The 14,608-nt window shown below is 66.7% G+C and carries 11 protein-coding genes; 5 read left to right on the plus strand and 6 right to left on the minus strand.

Annotated features, from left to right (window positions below; translation table 11 throughout):
* Position 1 precedes the first annotated feature (1 nt).
* Both G474_RS0111075 and G474_RS20480 read right to left on the minus strand, forming a co-directional pair.
* Positions 2–781, minus strand: coding sequence for a substrate-binding periplasmic protein (locus G474_RS0111075; RefSeq protein ID WP_026687039.1), 780 nt, complete (start codon positions 779–781; stop codon positions 2–4).
* 53 nt (positions 782–834) lie between these two features.
* Positions 835–3,798: a bifunctional diguanylate cyclase/phosphodiesterase gene (locus G474_RS20480; RefSeq protein WP_156919235.1), complete on the minus strand. Its 2,964-nt coding sequence runs from the start codon at positions 3,796–3,798 to the stop codon at positions 835–837.
* Positions 3,799–3,889: 91 nt separating this feature from the next.
* Between G474_RS20480 and gmk the strand changes: the two genes are divergently transcribed.
* The 5 genes from gmk to G474_RS0111105 are packed head-to-tail and all read left to right on the plus strand — an operon-like array spanning position 3,890 to position 9,019.
* On the plus strand, positions 3,890–4,498 hold the full coding sequence (gene gmk / locus G474_RS0111085; protein ID WP_026687040.1) for a guanylate kinase: 609 nt from the start codon (positions 3,890–3,892) through the stop codon (positions 4,496–4,498).
* A gap of 20 nt (positions 4,499–4,518) precedes the next feature.
* Complete coding sequence (rpoZ, locus tag G474_RS0111090) at positions 4,519–4,725, plus strand: DNA-directed RNA polymerase subunit omega (RefSeq protein WP_026687041.1); 207 nt, start codon at positions 4,519–4,521, stop codon at positions 4,723–4,725.
* Between the two features lie 22 nt (positions 4,726–4,747).
* The gene (locus tag G474_RS20485; protein ID WP_084513713.1) at positions 4,748–6,973 is read left to right on the plus strand and encodes a RelA/SpoT family protein; all 2,226 of its coding nucleotides are present in this window, start codon (positions 4,748–4,750) and stop codon (positions 6,971–6,973) included.
* A complete protein-coding gene (locus G474_RS0111100) occupies positions 6,970–8,220 on the plus strand; it encodes a D-amino acid dehydrogenase (RefSeq protein ID WP_026687042.1) in 1,251 nt (416 codons plus the stop codon). The genes G474_RS20485 and G474_RS0111100 overlap by 4 nt, the downstream gene beginning before the upstream one ends.
* A 10-nt stretch (positions 8,221–8,230) precedes the next feature.
* A complete protein-coding gene (locus G474_RS0111105; protein ID WP_026687043.1) occupies positions 8,231–9,019 on the plus strand; it encodes a TatD family hydrolase in 789 nt (262 codons plus the stop codon).
* Here the strand turns inward: G474_RS0111105 and clpX are convergent.
* The 4 genes from clpX to G474_RS0111125 all read right to left on the minus strand — a co-directional run bounded on the left by clpX (position 9,014) and on the right by G474_RS0111125 (position 14,585).
* Positions 9,014–10,039, minus strand: a complete 1,026-nt coding sequence (clpX, locus tag G474_RS0111110; protein ID WP_026687044.1) for an ATP-dependent Clp protease ATP-binding subunit ClpX — start codon at positions 10,037–10,039, stop codon at positions 9,014–9,016. The genes G474_RS0111105 and clpX overlap by 6 nt on opposite strands.
* A gap of 12 nt (positions 10,040–10,051) precedes the next feature.
* Positions 10,052–12,943, minus strand: a complete 2,892-nt coding sequence (locus G474_RS20490; protein ID WP_051282220.1) for an EAL domain-containing protein — start codon at positions 12,941–12,943, stop codon at positions 10,052–10,054.
* Entirely contained in the window at positions 12,940–13,992 is a 1,053-nt protein-coding gene (locus G474_RS0111120; protein WP_084513714.1) for a cytochrome-c peroxidase, read from the minus strand. Before G474_RS0111120 ends, G474_RS20490 begins: the two co-directional genes overlap by 4 nt.
* Positions 13,993–14,135: 143 nt before the next feature.
* Positions 14,136–14,585 carry a c-type cytochrome gene (locus tag G474_RS0111125; RefSeq protein WP_026687046.1) on the minus strand — a complete coding sequence of 150 codons (450 nt, stop codon included), beginning with the start codon at positions 14,583–14,585 and terminating at the stop codon, positions 14,136–14,138.
* Positions 14,586–14,608 lie beyond the last annotated feature (23 nt).

Here is a 14,608-nt window from a genome sequence, read left to right on the forward strand (position 1 = left end):
GCTAGTCCCGGACCAGGATGGCATCGAGCTGGTAGCGCCGGGCTGCCGCCTCCAGCCGGCCATCCCGCTTGATGGAGGTCACGAAGGCATCCAGCCGCAGCCGCCAGGGCTCGTCCCCCTGGGCCACGGCCCAGGCGTAGGAGGTCAGGTGATAGGGAGCCGGGGGCGCCACCAGCCGGGCCCAGTCCGTGAGCCCCAGCATGCGGCGGCTGAAGGGGTAATCGGTCATGAACACATCGGCCCGGCCGGATTCCACCTCCTGCTCCCGCCCGGCCGGGGTATCGGTCACCAGCAGGGTGGCCTGGCGCAGGCGCTCCCGCATCACCAGCTCATGCAGGGTGCCCCGGGCCACGGCCACCACCACCCCGGGCTGGTCGATGTCGCTCCAGTGACGGATGCGCCGGTTGCTGCGGGTGGTGATGGCGTAGATGTCGCTTTTCAGATAGGGCTGGGTGAAGGCCAGGCGCTCGGCCCGCTGGGGCAGGATGCCGATGGCGAACATGGCCACATCGCAGCGGTCCTGGTTCAGGTCATCCACCAGCCGGGCAAAGGAACTGTCCACAAAGCGGGGCTTTGCCCCCAGTTCCCGAGCCAGCTCCCGGGCCAGGTCCACATCCAGGCCGGAAAGGAGCTGGGTGCGGGGGTCGCGCCAGGAAATGCCGAAATAATCGGGCCAGATGCAGATGCGCAGCTCACCGCTCCGCCCCACCCGTTCCAGATGTCCCGCAGCCAGCAGGGGAGTGCTCAGGAAGAGGGCAAAAAGAATCAACAGCTTGCGCATACAGGAAATCCCGGCAGGGCCCCCATGACTTTAGTCGTAAAACTTGATTGTACTCAATGCTGCCAGGGAAGCGCGGCCCCGTCACCCAGGCCTTGCAGCAGCTGTTCCAGCGCTTCGGCCGGCAGGGGGCGGCTGAACAGGTAGCCCTGCAACTGGTCGCAGCCCAGGCGGGTGAGATAGCGCTGCTGGGTCTGGGTCTCCACCCCCTCCGCCACCACCGACAGGCCCAGGGCATGGGCCAGGGCGATGGTGGCCGAACAGATCACCGCGTCGTCCTCCCCCTGCTCGATGTCCTTCACGAAGGAACGGTCCAGTTTCAGGGTGTCGATGGGCAGCAGCTTCAGGTAGGCCAAGGAGGAATAGCCGGTGCCAAAATCGTCGATGGCCACCGGAACTCCCATGGCCTTGATTTCCTTCAGGACATTGATGGTGGCCATGGGATTGTCCATGGCCACACTCTCGGTGATTTCCAGCTCCAGGTCCCCGGGCCCCAGGCCATGGGCCGCCAGCAGCGCCCGGACCCGCTCCACGAAACCGGGCTCCAGAAGCTGCAGGGAAGACAGGTTCACCGCCACCCGGAAGGCCGGCAGGCCCGCGCTGTACCAGGCCCGCCGCTGCCGGCAGGCTTCCTCCAGCACCCAGGCGCCGAGGGGCAGGATCAAGCCGGTTTCCTCGGCAATGGGGATGAAACGGTCCGGCGGCACCAGGCCCCGCTCCGGGTCCAGCCAGCGCACCAGGGCCTCCACCCCCACCAGCCGGCCGCTTTCCGCGTCGATCTGGGGCTGGTAATGGAGCAGGAACTGTCCCTGCTCCAGGGCCTTGGGCAGGTTGTTTTCCAGGATCAGCCGTTCGCTGGCAGCGGCATTCAGGGCCGGCTCGTAGCACTGGATGTTGTTCCGCCCCCGGGACTTGGCGTGGTACATGGCCACGTCGGCATTACGCATCAGGGCGCCGCCATCCTCCCCATCCCGGGGAAAAAGGCTGATCCCCAGGCTGGGGGTGGTGTGCAGCACCCGGCCGTCGAGCTCGTAGGGCTGACGCAGGGCTTCCAGGACCTTCGCCGCCACCGCCTCCACCGGCTCCGGCGACTGGACTCCGGTCACCACCACCACGAACTCGTCCCCCCCCAGGCGGGCCACCACGTCGCTGCTGCGCACGCAGGCCAGGAGCCGCTCGGCCAGCTGGATCAGGAGGGCATCGCCGGTGTGGTGCCCCAGGGTGTCATTGATCAGCTTGAAGCGGTCCAGGTCCACGAAGATCACCCCGAGCATTTCCTGGCGCCGCCGGGCACCCAGCAGGGCCTGCTCCAAGCGCTCCTGCAGGCTGAGCCGGTTGGGCAGCCCGGTCAGGGCATCGTGCAGGGCCAGATAGCGGATGCGGTTTTCCGCCTCCTTGTGCTCGCTGATGTCGGTGAAACTGGCAATGTGATGGGTGATCTGCCCAGCCGCGTCACGCAGCACGGAAATGGACAGGAGCTTGGGATAGACCGCCCCATCCTTGCGCCGGTCCCACACCTCGCCCTGCCAGTGCCCCCGCTCCCGGATGCCGGCCCACATGCGCTGGTAATCCTCGGCCGGTGTGGCCCCCGCCGACAGCAGCCGGGGGTTGCGCCCCCGCACTTCCTCGAAGGAATAACCAGTGAGGGCCGTGAAGGCCTGATTCACCATGACGATGCGGTTCTCGTGATCGCTCACCAGGATGGCTTCGCCGGCATGGCGGAAGACCTCGCCCATCAGGTGCAGACGGGCCTGGTCCGCCTTGCGGGCGGAAATATCATGGACCACGCCGATCAGATGCAGGGGCCGCCCCTTCTCGTCCCGCAGGCACCCCACGGACAGCTCCACCCAGACCTCCCGCCCATCCCGGGTCAGGTAGCGTTTTTCCATCTGGTAGCTGTCCTGGTCGCCCCGGGCAATGGCTTCCAGATAGCGGACCTCCGTCGCCACATCATCCCCGTGGGAGAACTCGGCGATGGACAGGCCCACCATCTGGGCCGGGCTATAGCCCAGCAGGCGGGCATAGGCATCGTTGACCTCCAGCAGGCGCCCCTGGAAATCCGCCAGGGCGATGCCGGCGCTGGCCGTCTCGAAGATGCTGCGCTGCCTGGCCTCGCTGCGGGCCAGGGAGGCCAGGGCGGTCAACCGTTCCGCCGAAATGGCGGAAATCAGCAGGCAGGTCACGGCCAAGCTCAGGGCCAGCAAGCCCACGGTGAGCAAGGGGCGGGCATTACCCGCATGCACGAAGGGTCCCAGCTCATCCAGGGTACCCCAGGCAGCAACCCCCATCGTCAGGGGCAACAACAGGGCCACGGCCCGGGGCGGAAAACGCAGCGCCACCCAGGCCAGAGGCAGGATCAGCAGGAAATGCAGACCTGCCACCCGCTGCACCGGCGCATGGATGCCGAAGAACACCGCCAGGCAGAGCAGCAGGGCCAGGCCGGCCACCAGCAGCAGCTCCCCCCGGCGCCGGGGGGGCAACAGACGCCGGTCCTGCCACACGGAAAGGAACAGGGGAGCCAGCAGCAGCACGGCCGTGGCATGGGCCACCCAGCAGCGGATCCACAGCTCCCCCAGCTCATCCGGCTGCGCCAGCCCCCAGGCCAGCAGGCTCCAGCTGCCCCACAGACCGATCAGCGCCGGCGCCAGCAGGGCCCCGAAACCGATGAAGCAGACCACATCCCCGAGCCGGCACAGGGGCACGGGGGTGCCACAGCGGCGGCGGATTTCCCCGGCCGCCCAGAATGGCACCAGCGCACTGGCCAAAGACAGGGTCAAAGCTGGCAGCAAGGGCTGGCCCAGCACCAGTCCATGGGCAAGCAGCACCCCCAGGGCAACGCCCGGCAGGCAGCGCCAGCCGCCCAGCAGGGCGGCGGCCAGGGCCAAGGCCGCCCCCGGCCAGAAGGGCAAGGGCAGGAGACCATGACCATGGGTGAGCAGGACTACCCCTTGGGTCAGCCCCCAATAGCCCAGGGCCAGGGCCCCGTTCGCCAGCACCATGGTCGCGCCCCGTATCGCCAAACCGATGCCTCCTACTTAAGGGATAATCGAATCATTGCCGGATTCTACTGTCTTTGAGTAACAATAACGGTTTTCGTCCCGGGAGTAGCCCATGTCCGGTCAGCTGTTCATCGTCGCCGCCGCCTCCGGCGCCGGCAAAACCACCCTGGTGCGCCAGTTGCTGGCCCGGGAGCCGGACATCCGCCTGTCCATCTCCTACACCACCCGCGCCCCCCGACCCGGGGAGGAAAACGGACGGGAATACCATTTCGTCTCCGAGCCCCAGTTCCAGGCCATGATCGCCGCCGACGATTTTCTCGAATGGGCCCAGGTGCACGGCAACTACTACGGCACCTCGAAACGCTGGATCGTCACCGAACGGGCTGCAGGCCGGGACGTGCTGCTGGAAATCGACTGGCAGGGGGCCCAGCAGGTGCGCCGGGTGTTCCCGGACGCCATCGGCGTGTTCATCCTGCCCCCCTCCATGGAGGAACTCACCCGGCGCCTCACCGGCCGGGGCACCGATAGCGCCGAGGTGATCGCCCGGCGTCTGGCCGCGGCCAGAGAGGAGATGAGCCATGTGGGGGAGTTCGGCTATGTTATTATTAACGACGACCTGCAAACAGCGCTGTCGGATTTCGTTGCCGTCGTGCGGGCTACCCGTCTCCAGCTGGAAACCCAGCGCCTGCGCCATCCCGAGCTGTTTGCCCGACTCACCTGATCCTTCCTGGAAGCAAGAACATGGCTCGCATCACCGTCGAAGACTGCCTGAAGCACATCCCCAACCGCTTTGAAATGACCCTGACCGCCGCCCACCGGGCCCGGCAGCTGGCCTCCGGCTCCACCCCCATGGTGGAAGACGAGAAGGACAAACCCACGGTCATGGCTCTGCGTGAGATCGCCGTGGGCAAGGTGGGCAAGGAAGTCCTCAACCGCGGCCAGGCCTGAGTCTTGCGGCGAGCGGTGACCCATGGCCAGATCCAGTGTCCAGCCCTCGCCCCCTTCCAGCACGGCAAGCCCTGCCGCTGCATTGCGTTATGAATACCCGGAGGGCGACTTCTGCGCCCTCCGCCCCGATGACCCGGCTTACCGGGTCTTCATCGACAGCCTGGACTACCTGAGCCCCGAGGAGATCATCCGGGTCAAGGATGCCGTCTGTTTCTCGGACAAGGCCCACGAGCACCAGGTGCGCCTGTCCGGCGAACCCTACATCACCCACCCCCTTTCCGTAGCTGGCGCCGTGGTCGAATGGCGCATGGATGCAGACGCGGTCTGCGCCGCCCTGCTCCACGACGTGCTGGAGGATACCGGGGTCACCAAGGCCGAGCTGGCCCAGCGCTTCGGTACCGGCGTGGCCGACCTGGTGGACGGGCTCTCCAAGCTGGACAAGATCGAGTTCGCCTCGCACCAGGAAGCCCAGGCGGAAAACTTCCGCAAGATGCTCCTGGCCATGGCCCGGGACCTGCGGGTGGTGCTGATCAAGCTGGCCGACCGGCACCACAACCTGCAGACCATGTCCGCCGTGCGCCCCGACAAGCGCCGCCGCATCGCCCGGGAAACCCTGGAAATCTACGCCCCCATCGCCAACCGGCTGGGGCTGAACAAGATGTTCCGGGACCTGCAGGACACCTCCTTCAAGCTCATCCACCCCATGCGGGCCCGGGTCCTGGGCAAGGCAGTGCAGGCTGCCCGGGGCCACCGCAAGGAACTGCTGCAGCGGATTCTCGACAGCATCCGCGCCAAGATGAACGAGGTGGGCATACTGGCCCAGGTGTTCGGCCGGGAAAAGAGCCTGTTTTCCATCTACACCAAGATGGAGGAGAAGCACCTGTCCTTCTCCCAGGTGCTGGACATCTACGGCTTCCGGGTCGTGGTCAAGGACATTCCCACCTGTTACCTGGCCCTGGGGGCTCTGCACGCCCTGTTCAAGCCGGTGCCGGGCAAGTTCAAGGACTACATCGCCATTCCCAAGGCGAACGGCTACCAGTCCCTGCACACCACCCTGATCGGCCCCTTCGGCACCCCGGTGGAAGTGCAGATCCGCACCGAGGAAATGCACCACGTGGCCCAGGAGGGCGTGGCCTCCCACTGGCTTTACAAGGATGCGGAACACAGCGGCGCCGACCTGCAGATCCGCACCCACAAGTGGCTCCAGTCCCTGCTGGAGATGCAGAGCGGTGACTCCTCGGAGTTCTTCGAGAACGTCAAGATCGACCTGTTCCCGGACGAGGTCTATGTGTTCACCCCCAAGGGCCGCATCATGGCCCTGCCCCAGGGGGCCACGCCGGTAGACATGGCCTATGCCATCCACACGGACGTGGGCAACTGCTGCATCGCTGCCCGCATCAACCACGAGCTGGTGCCCCTGCGCACCGAGCTGAAGAACGGCGACGTGGTGGAGATCGTCACCGCCGCCCACGCCAATCCCAACCCGGCCTGGCTCAGCTACGTGAAGACCGGCCGGGCCCGAAGCAAGATCCGCCACTTCCTGCGCACGGTTCATAACGAGGAGTCCGCCGCCCTGGGCGAACGTCTCCTCAACCAGGAACTCAAGACCCTGGGGGTCGAGCCGCCGGAAATCCCCTCCGCCGCCTGGGAGCGGCTGGTCAAGGCATCCGGCAACCGCTCCATCAAGGAAGTGTTCACCGACATCGGCCTGGGCAAGCGCCTGGCGGCCGTGGCGGCCCGCCGGTTGCTGCTGGCGGAAGACGCGATTCCGGTCTCCGCCGCTCCCGACACCCTGGTGATCCGCGGCACCGAAGGCATTGCCATCCAGCTGGCAAAGTGCTGCCAGCCCATCCCCGGCGACCCCATCATCGGCTCCATCAAGAAGGGCCAGGGCCTGGTGGTGCACACCCACGACTGCCCGGTGATCCGCAAGTCCCGTTCCCACGAGCCGCAGAAGTGGATAGACGTGGAATGGGAACCCTCCCCGGGCAGCCTGTTCGAGGTGCGCATCGACGTGGAAGTGAAGAATGCCCGGGGGGTCCTGGCCCAGGTGGCCTCGGCCATCGCCGACTCGGGCTCCAACATCGAGAACGTCTCCATGGAAGGGGACCCGGAAAAACTATTCACCCGCCTGCATTTCAGCATTCAGGTGGGCAGCCGGGTGCATCTGGCCCATGTCATGCGCAATCTGCGCCTGATCCCCAACGTGGTGCGCATCGGCCGCCAGCGCTCGGAGGTGGAAGCATGAAGGTCCTGGTGCTGGGAGCCGGGGTGGTCGGCACGGCCAGCGCCTGGTACCTGAGGCAGGCCGGCTGCGACGTCACGGTCCTGGAGCGCCAGGGCAGCGCCGGCATGGAAACCAGCTTCGCCAACGGCGGCCAGATTTCCGTTTCCCATGCCGAACCCTGGGCCAATCCCCATGCCATTCCCCAGGCCCTGGCCTGGCTGGGCAAGGAGGACGCGCCCCTGCTGTTCCGCCCCCGTCTGGACCCGGAACTGCTGCGCTGGGGCCTCTCTTTCCTGGGCCACTGCCTGCCCGGACGGACCCGGGAAAACATCCGCGCCATCGTCAAGCTGGCCCTTTACAGCCGGGAGCGGCTCCAGGCCCTGCGCCAGGAGCTGGGCCCGGCATTCGGCGAGGCCTATGACTGCCTGGAAAAGGGCATCCTGCACATCTACACGGACCGGCAGGAGTTCGCCCGGGCCGTGGAGGCCGCCCGCCTGATGGGGGAATTCGGCCTGGAGCGCCGCCCCCTGGACGTGGACGGCTGCATCGCCATCGAACCCAGCCTGGCCGATGCCCGGCACCTGCTCGTGGGGGGCGACTACACGGCCTCGGACGAATCCGGCGATGCCCACCGCTTCACCCAGGCCCTGGCTGCCCGGACCGCAGCCGCCGGGGTGGAATTCCGCTACGGCTGCCCGGTGGCCAGCCTGGAGCTGGCGGACGGACGGGTGCGCGGCGCCCGGCTCCAGGACGGCAGCCTGGAGCGAGCCGACGCCTGCGTCCTGGCCCTGGGCAGCTACTCCGCCCCCTTCCTGCGCCCCCACGGGGTCCGCCTGCCCATCTACCCGGCCAAGGGCTATTCTGCCACCCTGGCCCTGGAAGCAGACAGCATCGCCCCCACGGTGAGCCTCACCGACGACGGCCACAAGATCGTCTTCTCCCGCCTGGGCCAGCGCCTGCGCATCGCCGGCACGGCGGAGTTCAACGGCTACAACCTGGAACTCAACCCGGTACGCTGCAAAGCCCTGGTGAGCCGCGCCCACAGCCTCTTTCCCGGTCTGCGCTATCAGGGGGAACCCCAGTTCTGGTGCGGCCTACGGCCCGCCACCCCGTCCAACGTGCCGCTCATCGGCGCCAGCCCCCTGCCCGGCCTCTGGCTCAACACCGGGCACGGCACCCTGGGCTGGACCTTGGCCTGCGGCTCCGGCGCCGCCCTGGCGGACCTGATCCTGGGCCGGCCCCCGGAACCCGACTTCCCCTTTTCCTGAAGCCCTTCCCATGTGGATGGACAGCCACTGCCACCTGGACGCCCCGGAATTCACACCCGACCGGGACCAGGTCTGGCTGGCCGCCCAGGCCGCCGGGGTGAGCCGAGCCCTGGTGCCGGGCGTGGAGGCCCGCAACTGGGAGGCGGTGGATGCCTGCTGCCATCGCTATCCGGGCTGCGCCCCCGCCTACGGCATCCATCCCCTCTATGTCATGGCCGCCTGCGAATCGGATCTGGAGCTGCTGGCCCGGCGTCTGGCGACCCATCCTCCGGTGGCGGTGGGCGAAATCGGGCTGGACGGTTTTGTGGATTCGGTGGATCCAGCCCGACAGGAATTCTTCTTCGTCCGCCAGCTGCAGCTGGCCCGGGATTTCGACCTGCCGGTGGTCCTGCACGTACGCCGGGCGGTGGATCAGGTCCTGAAGCAGCTGCGCCGCATCCGGGTGATGGGAGGCATCGCCCACGCCTTCAACGGCAGCCGCCAGCAGGCCGACGAATTCATCAAGCTGGGTTTCAAGCTGGGCTTTGGCGGCACCCTCACCTACCCGGGCAGTCAGCGCATCCGCCGCCTGGCGACAGAACTGCCGGCCGAAACCCTGGTGCTGGAGACCGACGCTCCGGACATCCCTCCCAGCTGGCGCCCGGGGGGCCGCAACGATCCGGCCCAGCTGCCGGCCATAGGCCGGGTCCTGGCAGAATTAAGAGAACAGGAAGAAAGCGTCCTGGCGGCGCAGCTGCGGGATAACACCCTGGCGGCCCTGCCTGGCCTGACCCGCTGGCAGCCTCTCAGTTCCTCATGAGGTGAGGGCTGCGCCGCCCTGACCTTCGAGGAACTGGGGCCCTTCGAACAGGGAGCGGATCAGCACCTTGTTCACCCCGGGGCGGTCCGGCACCGCGTACAGCACCGGGTTCAGCAGCTCCTCGAAAATCCCCCGCAGGCTGCGGGCCCCGGTCTTGTACTCATGGGCGATGTCGGCGATCTGCTGAAACACCGCCGGGGCCACGGAAAGCTCCACCCCTTCCTGGGCCAGGATGTCCCGGAACTGCCGGTACAAGGCGTTCTTCGGCTCCACCATGATGCGCACCAGCATCTCCTTGGAGAGCTCCTGGAGCCGGGCTACCACGGGCAGGCGGCCGGTGAATTCCGGAATCAGCCCGAACTCGAACAGGTCCGTAGGCTTCACCCGGCTGTTCAGGCGTTCCAGGATGTTCTCGTCGTCCCCGGCGGTGGTGGAGATGTAGCCGAAGCTGTGGCTGCGGGCCATGATCTGCTCCAGCCCCACGAAGGCTCCGCCGCAGATGAACAGGATGCCGCCGGTATCCATCACCCGCCCGTCCCGAAGGCGCACGGGAAAGCCCTCCATGATCTTGAGCAGGGCGTGCTGGACGCTTTCTCCCGACACCTGGCGGCCGCTCTCGCCGTGACCAGCCTTGAGCTTGTCCACCTCGTCGATGAAGACGATGCCCCGGGCGGCCCGCTCCAGGTCGCCCCCGGCCCGCTCCAGCAGCCGCTCCATGATCGCCTCGATTTCCTCCCCCACGTAGCGGGTCTGGGCCAGGGAGGTGGCATCGGCCGTGACGAAGGGCACTTCCAGCTGCCGGGCCAGGGTTTCGCAGAGCAGGGTCTTGCCGCAGCCCGAAGGCCCGATGATGAGCACATTGCTCTTGTCCATGGCCAACTGGCCGCTCCTGGCCATTTCCAGCTTGCGGTAGTGGGTGTAGACGGCCACGGCCAGGACCCGTTTGGCCTGCTCCTGGCCGATCACGTACTGGTCCAGGTACTGGACGATCTGACTGGGTTTGACGCGGGCGGGATCCATGAAACTCCTTTTTCAGTCCAGGTCTTCATCCGCCACGCAGGGCAGATCGATGAGTTGGTCCGGCAGGCAGGGCCGGGCATAGAGGAAGCCTTGCAGTTGATCGCAATCCAGTTCCGCCAGGCGCTTGCGCTGGATTTCCGTCTCCACCCCTTCGGCCACGGTTTCCATGGACAGGGCGTGGGCCAGCAGGATCACCGCCTGCACCACCGAGCGGCTCTCGGCTTCGCTGCCCAGGCTCTGGACGAAACTCTTGTCGATCTTGACCACGTCCACCGGGAAACGGGACAGATAGGAGAGAGAGGAGTAGCCGGTGCCAAAGTCGTCGATGGCGATACGGATGCCCTTGCGGCGCAACTGGGCGAAGATGCTGAAGGTCCGCTCCGGATCGTCGGCCAGGGAGGATTCGGTCAGCTCCAGCTCCAGGCAGCGGGGAGGGATGCCGGTTTCCTTGAGAATGTCGAACACCATCTCGGTGAAACCCGGGTTGCGCAGCTGCCGGGCCGAAACATTGACCGCCACCCGCTGGATGGGCAGTCCCGCCTGCTGCCAGGCCACCAACTGCCGGCAGGCTGTCTGCAGGCACCAGCGCCCGAGGATGTCGATGTAGCCGGTGGTCTCGGCCAGGGGAATGAAGCGGTCCGGCAGCAGCAAGCCCCGGGCCGGATGCTGCCAGCGCACCAGGGCCTCCACCCCCAGGATCAAGCCATTGCGGGTATCCACCTGGGGCTGGTAGTACAGGCGCAGCTCGTCCCGGGCCACCGCGTGGCGCAGGGCCGTTTCCAGCTCCAGACGCTCGAGGGAGTTCTCGCTGTCGCTTTCCAGGAAGAAACGGAAGGCGGAGCGCCCTGCGTCCTTGGCGTTGTAGAGGGCCACGTCGGCATTCTTGAGCAGGATTTCCGGACTTTCTCCGTCGGAGGGATAGACGGCGATGCCGATGCTGGTGGAGGTGAACACCTCCCGTCCATCCAGGTCGAAGGGAGTGTCGAACTCGCTCAGCATGCGGCTGGCCAGGCTGGCGGCATCCGCATGGGAAGAGATCTCCGGCAGCAGCAGGGCGAATTCGTCGCCCCCCAGGCGGGCCAGGGTATCCCCCTCCCGCAGCAGGTGGCTCAGACGCTGGCTGACGGACTTGAGCAGCACGTCCCCCGCCGCATGGCCCAGGGAGTCGTTGATGGATTTGAAGCGGTCCAGATCGAGCAGCATGATGGCCATGGGACGCCGGGTCCGGTGGGCCTGGTGCATGGCGTTGTCGAGCCGGTCATGGAACAGCAGCCGGTTGGCGAGCCCGGTGAGGGGATCGTGATAGGCCAGGTGGTGAATGTAGGCCTCAGCCTGCTTGCGCTCGGAAATGTCGGAGAACAGGGCGATGTACTGCAGCACCTGGCCGCACTCATCGCGCACCGCGGTGATGGACAGCCATTCCGGATAGGTCTCGCCGCCCTTCCTGCGATTGATGATCTCCCCCTGCCACTTGCCCTCGCTCTGCAGGGTGGCCCACATGCCCTGGTAGAACGCCCGGTCATGCAGGCCGGAACCGAGCAGGGAGCCCGGAGTATGCCCCCGGGCCTCGGCCTCCGTGTAGCCGGTGATGGCGGTGAAGGCCGGGTTCACCGACTGGATCAGGCCGTCGGGCCCGGTGATGGTCATGGCCTCGGAGAGGTTGTCGAACACCCGGGCCGCCAGCCGCAGCCGGGCTTCCGCCTGACGCTGGGCGCTCACGTCCCGGAACGAGGTGACGTAGCCGGCAGGGCCGCCGCTGTTGTCCAGGCGTGGCAGGGGGCCGCCCAGGAAGGCCACGGGAAGCAGTTCCCCATCCGGGCGCTGCAGCCATTCCTCTCCCTCGAAGGGCCGCCCGGCCGCCAAGGCGGCCCGGAAGGAGGAATCCTCGGCCCCGGCCTCGGGCAGGATGATGGCCACCCCCTGGCCCAGCAGCTCCCGCTCGGAACGCCCGAGCAGGGTCTCGGCCCGGCGGTTCACGAAATTGAGCACCCCCCGACCGTCAAAGCTGAGGATGCCCTCCCCCAGGTGGTCGGCCACGTTGTCCAGCAGGTTGTGGCTCCTGGTCAGCTCCCGGGCCGTGTGGCGCAGGCGCAGCATGATCAGCACCACGGCGGCGATCATGAACAGGGCAAAGATGGCCATCAGCCGCCGGTAATGCTCGGCCTCCGCCGCCGCCCGGGCATAGACCCGGGAATATTCAGCGTAGGCCTGCTCCATGTCCTGGGGAAAGCTGCTGCGGGAAATGCTGTGCATCAGGTTCTGCACCGGCAGGTGGTTGTTCACGATCACCTTGCCGTGGGCCGCCAGCAGGCGCCCCTGGGTGGCCGCCGGCTCGGGCCAGCGGCGGCTCTCGACTTCCAGCCGGTTGAGGCCGGCCAGGGTGAGGAAGATGTCCTTGGTCTGCTGCTCGTTTACGAAAATCAGCACATCCCGGGTCACCGAGTTCAGCAGGGCCACGGGGACCCTGGCCCCCGCGTCCCAGTCGGAATGGAGTTGGGTGGTGAGATTGACGAAGTGGTAAAGGGAATTCACCAGCACCGCATTCTGGCGGCGGAAATCATCCAGGGCCAGCTGTTTCCGGCCCCATTCCTCCCGGGCCGGATGCAGGGCTTCGGGCAAGCCCAGGCGCTCGAAATCCACCTGCAACTGGGCCAGCAATTCCTCCACCTGGTTGGCGGACAGGGACAGGCTGTCGTAGTCCAGCAACTGCCGGTGGCGCAGCCGCAGCACGTCCAGATTGATGCGGGTGTCCAGGGTCAGAGCCTGGCGCACATTGAGCTCCACCTGCACCCGGTCGTTGTCGCTGATGCGGGTGCTCAGGGCATAGAGGGAGATCAGCACCCCGGCCAGCACGGCCAGCAGCAGCCAGGGCACCAGGGAGCGCAGGGAGGACGGCAGTTTCATGGCAGTCTCTCTCCACTCAAGGTATGCAGGAACAGGACAATGGCCTTGACGTCCTCGGGAGGCAGCTCGACTCCCAGCTGGTAACGCCCCATCTGGGCCACGGCCTCATCCAGGGTGGCCGCGGAGGCATCGTGAAAATACGGCGCGGTCAGGGCCACGTTGCGCAGGCTGGGCACCTTGAACACATGCCGGTCCTCCTCCCGGCCGGTGACGTTGAAACGCCCCAGGTCCGCCGGAGAAATCTTCTGCTTGTCGGCGAAGTAATCCTGCATCACCCCGAAACGCTGGAACAGGTTGCCGCCCACATTGGCTCCCTGGTGACAGGCGACGCAGCCATGCCGCTTGAACAGCCGGTAGCCGGCCAGCTCCCGGGCATTCAGGGCGCTCGCCTCACCCAGCAGCCAGCGGTCCATGGGCGATGGCGTGACCAGGGAACGCTCGAACTCGGCTATGGCATCCTGGACCGCTGCCGCCGAAGGCGGGGCCTTGTAGAGGGCCACGAACTGGGCCTCCAGCTGGGCATCCGCCCGCAGCTTGGGCAATACCTCGGCCCAGGAGGAAGCCATTTCCACCGGGTTGTGGATGGGGCCAGCCACCTGGTCCACCAGGTTGGGGGAACGGCCGTCCCAGAACTGCCGGAAATTCAGGGCCGCGTTGAACACCGTGGGGGCATTGATGCTCCCTTCCCGCCCCCCCACGCCCAGGGAACGGGGGCGGTGGTCTATCCCCCCCCGGGACAGGTCATGGCAGGAGGCACAGCTGATGCTGTTGTCCCGGGACAGGCGGGGATCATGGAACAGGGTCCGCCCCAGGGCCACCTTCTGGGCATTCAGGTCCCGGGGCACCTGGATGGGCAGCAGCGGCTCGTCCAGGCGCACCGGCACCGCCCGGAAGGGCAGACTGGACTGGGCACTAGCCCGCTGGAACAGGTGGGGAGAGGGGAAGAGCAGCAGGGCCAGGCCCGTGAGCAAGGCGATCAGAAGCCCAACGCCCAACAACTTCTTGAGTATTGAGGCCTGGACCGAAGGGATCGCCTTGTCGTCAACCATGAGCGCCTGCGCCTACCGCGGGGATGATCTGCTCCCCATTTTAAGGGGAGGTCGGGATTTGATGAAAAATTACTGCCCGGAAGCAGGCAGCAAAAAGCCGCCGGGCTACAGGCCGGGCGGCTTTTTGCTGTGGTACGGGAAGCTTACTTGGCCTGGCCGACCAGGTAATCCACGGCGCCCTTGACCTCCTCATCGGAAAGGTTGGCCGCACCGCCCTTGGCAGGCATGGCCAGCTTGCCGCCGATCGCGGAAGCATAGAGGGCATCATTGCCGGTGGCGATACGGGGAGCCCAGGCGGCCTTGTCACCCTTCTTGGGGGCACCGGCAGCACCGGTATCGTGGCAGGCGCTGCAGACGGAAGCATAGACGGTGGGACCATCCTTGGGCCCGCTGGCGGCGGCATCGGCAGCACCGGCAACCTTCAGCTCGAACTTGGCCACGGGCTGGACACGGACCTCGGCATCCTCGCTGCTGCCGGCCACAGGCGCCATGTCACCCTTGATGGTGAAGGGAACAATGGCCACCATGAGCAGGATCGCTACGGCGACAGTCGCGTACATGATGGACTTGGACGAATTCTGCTGGTCGGCCATGCTGACTTCCTCGAGACGAAATT

The sequence above is a fragment of the Azovibrio restrictus DSM 23866 genome (assembly GCF_000429665.1).
GTDB classification, from domain to species: domain Bacteria; phylum Pseudomonadota; class Gammaproteobacteria; order Burkholderiales; family Rhodocyclaceae; genus Azovibrio; species Azovibrio restrictus.

What these genes read in the sequence shown, in the direction of transcription:
- clpX (WP_026687044.1), bottom strand. Translation starts at nt 10,039, where the DNA reads ATGGATCCCGCCCGCGTCAAACCCAGTCAGATCGTCCAGTACCTGGAC.
- G474_RS20490 (WP_051282220.1), bottom strand. Translation starts at nt 12,943, where the DNA reads ATGAAACTGCCGTCCTCCCTGCGCTCCCTGGTGCCCTGGCTGCTGCTG.
- G474_RS20485 (WP_084513713.1), top strand. Translation starts at nt 4,748, where the DNA reads ATGGCCAGATCCAGTGTCCAGCCCTCGCCCCCTTCCAGCACGGCAAGC.
- G474_RS0111100 (WP_026687042.1), top strand. Translation starts at nt 6,970, where the DNA reads ATGAAGGTCCTGGTGCTGGGAGCCGGGGTGGTCGGCACGGCCAGCGCC.
- G474_RS0111075 (WP_026687039.1), bottom strand. Translation starts at nt 781, where the DNA reads ATGCGCAAGCTGTTGATTCTTTTTGCCCTCTTCCTGAGCACTCCCCTG.
- G474_RS0111120 (WP_084513714.1), bottom strand. Translation starts at nt 13,992, where the DNA reads ATGGTTGACGACAAGGCGATCCCTTCGGTCCAGGCCTCAATACTCAAG.
- rpoZ (WP_026687041.1), top strand. Translation starts at nt 4,519, where the DNA reads ATGGCTCGCATCACCGTCGAAGACTGCCTGAAGCACATCCCCAACCGC.
- G474_RS0111105 (WP_026687043.1), top strand. Translation starts at nt 8,231, where the DNA reads ATGTGGATGGACAGCCACTGCCACCTGGACGCCCCGGAATTCACACCC.
- G474_RS0111125 (WP_026687046.1), bottom strand. Translation starts at nt 14,585, where the DNA reads ATGGCCGACCAGCAGAATTCGTCCAAGTCCATCATGTACGCGACTGTC.
- gmk (WP_026687040.1), top strand. Translation starts at nt 3,890, where the DNA reads ATGTCCGGTCAGCTGTTCATCGTCGCCGCCGCCTCCGGCGCCGGCAAA.